Raw genomic sequence first — 5,705 nt, 5'->3', positions numbered from 1 at the left:
GGCCGGTTTCCCCACTCCCCGCGCGGCAGGTCGAACACCACCGCCCCCGGCACGATCGGCACCACCTCGTGCGGGGCGGCACCGACGCGGAAACCGCGGTGCCCGGCGGCCAGCCACCGCATCACGCCGTCGGCGGCGGCGAGCCCGTAGGCGCTGCCCCCGGACAGGCACACCGCGTCGACCTGTCCGACGAGGTTCTCCGGCGCGAGGAGGTCGGTCTCCCGCGTCCCGGGCGCACCGCCGCGCTGGTCCACCGCACCGGTCGTACCCCGCGGCGGCAGCACGACCGTGGTTCCGGTCGCCCAGCCGTGGCCCAACCGTTGGTGGTGCCCCACCAGAACGCCGGGCACGTCGGTGAGCGCGTTGTGCCGGGGGTGGTCCCCGCGGTCGTCGTGGCCCGCCGCGCCGTCGGCCGTCATCGTCGGTCCTCCCCCGGTCGCCCCCGGTCCCGTGGCGTGCGTCCCGTCGGTGACCCGGTCATTCGGTGAGGGCCTGGACCAGGCTCTCCTGCACCCAGGTCAACCAGTGGTAGACGCTCAGGTGGGGCGAGCGGGGGTCGTCCTCCGGCAGCTCGTCCGGCATGTCGTCGGTGACGTCGAGCGCGGTGCCGAGCGCCAGCCGCACGTCGTTGAGCGCCGACAGCCAGGCGTCGGCCTGGTCGTCGTCCAACCGCACCTCACCGCCGTCGGGCGGCAGGGTCTCCAGCACGACGGCGGCGACACCGATCTTGGCGTCCAGCACCTCCGGCTCGTGCAGGGAGCGCAGGGCGGCCGCGGAGTCGAGGTCCTCCCGCGTCGGGTTGTCCGGGTCCAGCCGGTGGAAATCGGGCAACAACCGGCCCAGCACCGGGTCGTCGGGGGACTCCGCGGGGCCCGTCCGCATCCCGGTCAGCTCCGCCAGCTCGTCCTGCGGTGCCTCGTCGGAGCGGGCGCGCAGCATCTCGTCGATCTGACGGACCAGCCCCCGCACCACGGCGGCCTCCTGCTGCTCGAAACCGCCACGTACCGTGCCGCGCTCGCGGCGCCATCCCCTCACGGTTGTTCCATGGTCGCCCAGAGGCCCGCCGCGTGGAGTTTCGCGACGTCGCCCTCCACCTTCTCCTTGCTTCCCGACGACACGACGGCCCTGCCCTTGTGGTGCACGTCGAGCATCAGCTTCGTGGCGTGCTCGCGGCTGTAGCCGAACAGTCGCTGGAACACGTAGGTCACATAGGACATGAGGTTGACCGGGTCGTTCCACACGATGGTCTGCCACGGTCTGTCCTCGGCGCCCTGCTGCGCCCCGAGTGATTCTTCGGCCTCGACAGGCGTGGTCATGGTCCCATGGTGTCACGGACGCCGACGGCGTCGCCCCGCGAGGTCGGTCCCCGGGCGGGGGGTGCGTGACCCCGGCCCGGATCGCGGATCCCCGCGACCGGAATAGGGTTGCCGGGTATGTCCTCCACGACGAACACGACCGGCGGTACCGGGGGTGCCGGCGGTACCGGTGGTGGCAGCACCGCGTTGCTGACCGACCACTACGAACTCACCATGCTGAGCAGCGCGTTGCGCGACGGGACGGGCGAGCGCGACTGTGTGTTCGAGGTCTTCGCGCGCAGCCTGCCCGCCGGGCGCCGCTACGGCGTCGTGGCGGGCATCGACCGGCTGCTCGACGCCATCGCCGACTTCCGGTTCACCGACGCCGAACTCACCCAGCTCCGCGAGACCGGGGTGGTGGCCGACGACACCCTGGACTGGCTGGCCGGGTACCGCTTCACCGGGGACATCGACGGCTATCCGGAGGGTGAGCTGTACTTCCCCGGGTCCCCGATCCTGACCGTGCGCGGCACGTTCGCCGAGTCGGTCCTGCTGGAGACGCTGACCCTGTCGATCCTCAACCACGACAGCGCGATCGCCTCCGCCGCGGCCCGGATGTCCGCCGCGGCCAACGGCAGGCCGATCATCGAGATGGGCGGCAGGCGCACGCACGAGTCCGCCGCCGTCGCCGCCGCCCGTGCGGCCTACCTCGGTGGCTTCGCCACGACCTCGAACCTCGAGGCCGGACGCCGGTACGGCATCCCGACCAGAGGCACGGTCGCGCACGCGTTCATGCTGCTGCACGACAGCGAGGAGGAGGCGTTCCGCGCGCAGATCGAACGGATGGGCACCGACACCACCCTGCTCGTGGACACCTACGACATCACCGGGGGGATCGAGACCGCGGTGCGGGTGGCGGGGCCCGAACTGGGGGCGATCCGCATCGACTCCGGCGACGTCGGGGTGCTCGCCCGCCAGGCGCGGGAACAGCTGGACAAGCTCGGTGCCACGGACACCCGCATCGTCGTGTCCGGCGACCTCGACGAGCACGCCATCGCCGCCCTGCGTGCCGAGCCGGTCGACGCCTACGGCGTGGGCACCTCGGTGGTCACCGGATCGGGCGCCCCCACGGCGGGCATGGTCTACAAGCTGGTCGAGGTGCAGGGCCGCCCGGTCGCCAAGCGCAGCGAGCACAAGGCGTCCCGGGGCGGCCGGAAATCCGCCGTGCGCAGGCACAAGCCCACCGGGACCGCGCTGGAGGAGGTCGTCCACCCGACCGCCCACCCCCCGCAGGCGCGCCCGGACGACCGGGACCTGCACCTCGCCCTGCTCCGCGCTGGACAACCGGTGCCGGACCTGCCCACCCTGGAGGATGCACGGCACCGGCTGCGGCGTGCGCTGGTGAGTCTGCCGTGGGAGGGGCTGAAGCTGTCCGGCGGTGACCCCGCGATCCCCACGACGTTCCTGTAGGGCACGTGGCACACCCGGTAGGCTCTTCGGTCCGTCGGCGTCGGAGGGAGTGGACATGGCTACCGCGCTGATCGTGGTGGACGTGCAGAACGACTTCTGCGAGGGAGGTTCGCTCGCGGTGTCCGGGGGAGCCGCGGTCGCCGAGGACGTCTCGGCGCACCTGCGTGCCGACGGGTACGGCCACGTCGTGGCCACCCGGGACTACCACATCGACCCCGGGGCGCACTTCTCCGACGACCCCGACTACGTCCGGTCGTGGCCGCGGCACTGCGTCGCCGACACGCCCGGGGCGTCGTTCCATCCCCGGCTGGACGTCGCCCCGATCGAGGCGGTGTTCTCCAAGGGTCAGTACAGCGACGGCTACTCCGGCTTCGACGGCGAGACCGACACGGGTGAGCGGCTCGCGGACTGGCTCACCCGGCGGGGGGTCGACTCGGTGGACGTCGTGGGGATCGCCACCGACCACTGTGTCCGGGCCACCGCGCTGGACGCGGCCCGCACCGGGCTGCGCACCCGGGTGCTGGCCGACCTGACCGCCGGGGTGTCCCGCTCCACCGTGGACACCGCACTGGCCGAACTCGACCGGGCTGGTGTCACCGTGGCGGGCAGTCCGAGGGTCGCCGCGTGAGACCGGGTGGGCTGCTGACCTTCGGCGAGGTGCTGGCCGCGTTCGGTACCACCTCCGGCAAGCTGCGGCACGCCATGTCCGTGGGCGTGGGCATCGCGGGCTCGGAGGCGGTCGTCGCGATCGGCGCGGCCCGGCTCGGCGTGGACACCGCCTGGGCCGGCCGGGTCGGTGCCGACGAACCCGGCGCGCTGGCCCTGCTCCGCCTGCGGGAGGAGGGGGTCGACGCCTCGGCGGTGCGCACCGACCGGCAGGCACCGACCGGACTGGTGCTCAAGGACTTCCGCAACACCGACGTCGCCCGCGCGTCGTTCTACCGCAACGCCAGCGCGGGCACCCGGCTGTGCCCGGAGGACATCCCGGAGGACAGCATCCGCTCGGCCGGGGTGCTGCACCTGAGCGGGTTGACCCCCGGCCTGTCCGACTCGGCCGCGAAGACGGCGTTCGCGGCCGTGGAGGTGGCCCGCGACGCCGGCGTCCCCGTCTCGCTCGACATCCGCTACAGCCACGCGCTCTGGTATCCGGACGACGCGGCCGACATCCTGTACGACCTGGCGTCCATGTCGACCATCGTGTTCGCCGGGGACGACGCCGTGCGGCTGCTCGGCTTCGAGGGTGAACCCGGCGAACTGGCCTCCGCACTGGCCGGGATCGGCCCCGAGCAGGTGGTCGTCAAGCTCGGCCCCCGCGGCGCCGTCGCCGAGCTGCACGGTTCGCCCTACGACGTGCCCAGTTACCCGGTGCGGTCGGTGGACACCGACGGCGCCGACGACGCCTTCGTGGCGGGATACCTCGCCGACCTGCTCACCGACGCGCCCCCGGAGCGCAGGCTGCGCACGGCCGCCGCCTGCCGCGCCTTCTCCCTCTCGGTCCCGGGCGACTCGATCGGCCTCCCCGACCGCGAGGAACTCCAGACCCTCACCCGCCGCTGACCACCCCCGGCGAGTCGCCACCCCACACCCGCGAGTCGCCACTCCAGGCCCGCGAGTCGCCACTCCACACCCGCGAGTCGACGCTCCAGGCCTGCGAGTCGACGCTCGGCGGAGTCCCCGGCGAGGCACGCCCGGGACCGCCACCCCCGGGCGGTACCGTGTGGTGCCGTGACCGGCGACCCTTCGGACCTGCCGAGCGTCCGTGACCTCCTCGCCCACGCCGTCGACGCGGTGGGCGGCACCGAGCGCGAGGGCCAGGTGCGCATGGCCGAGGCCGTGACCGACACCCTCCGCACCGGGGAACACCTGGCGGTGCAGGCCGGAACCGGCACGGGCAAGTCACTGGCCTACCTGGTGCCCGCGATCCGGCACGCCGTCGCCGCCGGGGCCACGGTGGTCGTGTCCACCGCGACCATCGCCCTCCAGCGACAACTCGTCGACCGGGACCTGCCCCGACTGGCCAGCGCGCTCGCCGGCCCGCTCGGCCGCGAGCCCACGTTCGCGATCCTCAAGGGCAGGCGCAACTACCTGTGCCTGCACCGGGTGCACACCGGCGCGCCGGAGGAGCCGGAGGACACGGGACTGTTCGATCCGTTCGCCGTCTCCCGGATCGGCCGGGAGGTCAAGCGGCTGCACGAGTGGTCCTCGGAGACCGACACCGGGGACCGCGACGAGCTGGTGCCGGGTGTGTCCGACCAGGCGTGGCGGCAGGTGTCGGTGACCGCCCAGGAGTGCCTGGGGGCGCACCGCTGCCCGGTCGGGGACGACTGCTTCGCCGAACAGGCCCGCGGCGAGGCGGGCCGGGCCGACATCGTGGTCACCAACCACGCACTGCTGGCGATCGACGCGCTGCAGGAGCACCAGGTACTGCCCGAGCACGACCTCACCGTCATCGACGAGGCGCACGAACTGGTCGACCGGGTCACCTCCGCAGCCACCGCCGAACTCACCCCCGCCATGATCTCGACCGCGACCAGGCGGTGCGGCCGACTGATCGACTCCGGGATCGCCGACCGGCTGCTGGAGGCGGGTGAGGGCCTCTCCCTGGTGCTGCAGGAGATGCCGTCCGGACGGCTCGACGAACTGCCCACCGCGCTCGGCGGCGCCGTGGCGGCGGTGCGCGACGCGGCCCACGCCTGTGTCACCGCGCTCGGGTCGGAACGGCGGGAGGACGTGGAGGAGGCCACCGCCCGCAAGGTCGCCCGGTCGGCACTGGACGAGATCCACGACACGGCCGTGCGGCTGCTGGACGCGTTCGACGCCGACGAGGGCGGGCGCACCGATGTCGTGTGGCGTTCCGGCGGGGAGCACAACCCGCGCCCGCCCGCACTGCACGTCGCGCCGCTCGGGGTGGGCGGGCTGCTGCGGGAGCGCGTGTTCGGC

The 5,705-nt window shown here is 73.4% G+C and carries 7 protein-coding genes; 4 read left to right on the top strand and 3 right to left on the bottom strand.

Annotated elements, in window-relative coordinates; translation table 11 throughout:
• From ACTIR_RS22535 to clpS, 3 genes are all read right to left on the bottom strand, one after another.
• The coding region (locus tag ACTIR_RS22535) for a P1 family peptidase (RefSeq protein WP_199285597.1) at positions 1 to 419 on the bottom strand (419 nt) is incomplete at its 3' end.
• A 58-nt stretch (positions 420 to 477) separates the two neighbouring features.
• Positions 478 to 1,035 (bottom strand): DUF2017 domain-containing protein, encoded by a 558-nt coding sequence (locus ACTIR_RS0109560; protein ID WP_026454097.1) that lies wholly within the window; start codon positions 1,033 to 1,035, stop codon positions 478 to 480.
• Positions 1,032 to 1,316: an ATP-dependent Clp protease adapter ClpS gene (gene clpS, locus ACTIR_RS0109555; RefSeq protein WP_019808141.1), complete on the bottom strand. Its 285-nt coding sequence runs from the start codon at positions 1,314 to 1,316 to the stop codon at positions 1,032 to 1,034. Before clpS ends, ACTIR_RS0109560 begins: the two co-directional genes overlap by 4 nt.
• Before the next feature lie 117 nt (positions 1,317 to 1,433).
• Between clpS and ACTIR_RS0109550 the strand changes: the two genes are divergently transcribed.
• The 4 genes from ACTIR_RS0109550 to ACTIR_RS0109535 all read left to right on the top strand — a co-directional run.
• Positions 1,434 to 2,765: a nicotinate phosphoribosyltransferase gene (locus ACTIR_RS0109550; RefSeq protein WP_052583802.1), complete on the top strand. Its 1,332-nt coding sequence runs from the start codon at positions 1,434 to 1,436 to the stop codon at positions 2,763 to 2,765.
• Positions 2,766 to 2,820: 55 nt separating this feature from the next.
• A complete protein-coding gene (locus tag ACTIR_RS0109545; protein WP_026454095.1) occupies positions 2,821 to 3,393 on the top strand; it encodes a nicotinamidase in 573 nt (190 codons plus the stop codon).
• A complete protein-coding gene (locus tag ACTIR_RS0109540) occupies positions 3,390 to 4,322 on the top strand; it encodes a sugar kinase (protein WP_026454094.1) in 933 nt (310 codons plus the stop codon). The genes ACTIR_RS0109545 and ACTIR_RS0109540 overlap by 4 nt, the downstream gene beginning before the upstream one ends.
• 168 nt (positions 4,323 to 4,490) lie before the next feature.
• Positions 4,491 to 5,705: ATP-dependent DNA helicase (locus tag ACTIR_RS0109535; protein WP_026454093.1), on the top strand; the 1,215-nt coding region annotated here is incomplete at its 3' end.

Source organism: Saccharomonospora iraqiensis subsp. iraqiensis (assembly GCF_000430445.1).
GTDB lineage: Bacteria > Actinomycetota > Actinomycetes > Mycobacteriales > Pseudonocardiaceae > Saccharomonospora > Saccharomonospora iraqiensis.
The sequence above is the reverse complement of the archived record's forward strand: the minus strand, read 5'-3'. Positions and strand labels throughout refer to the sequence as shown.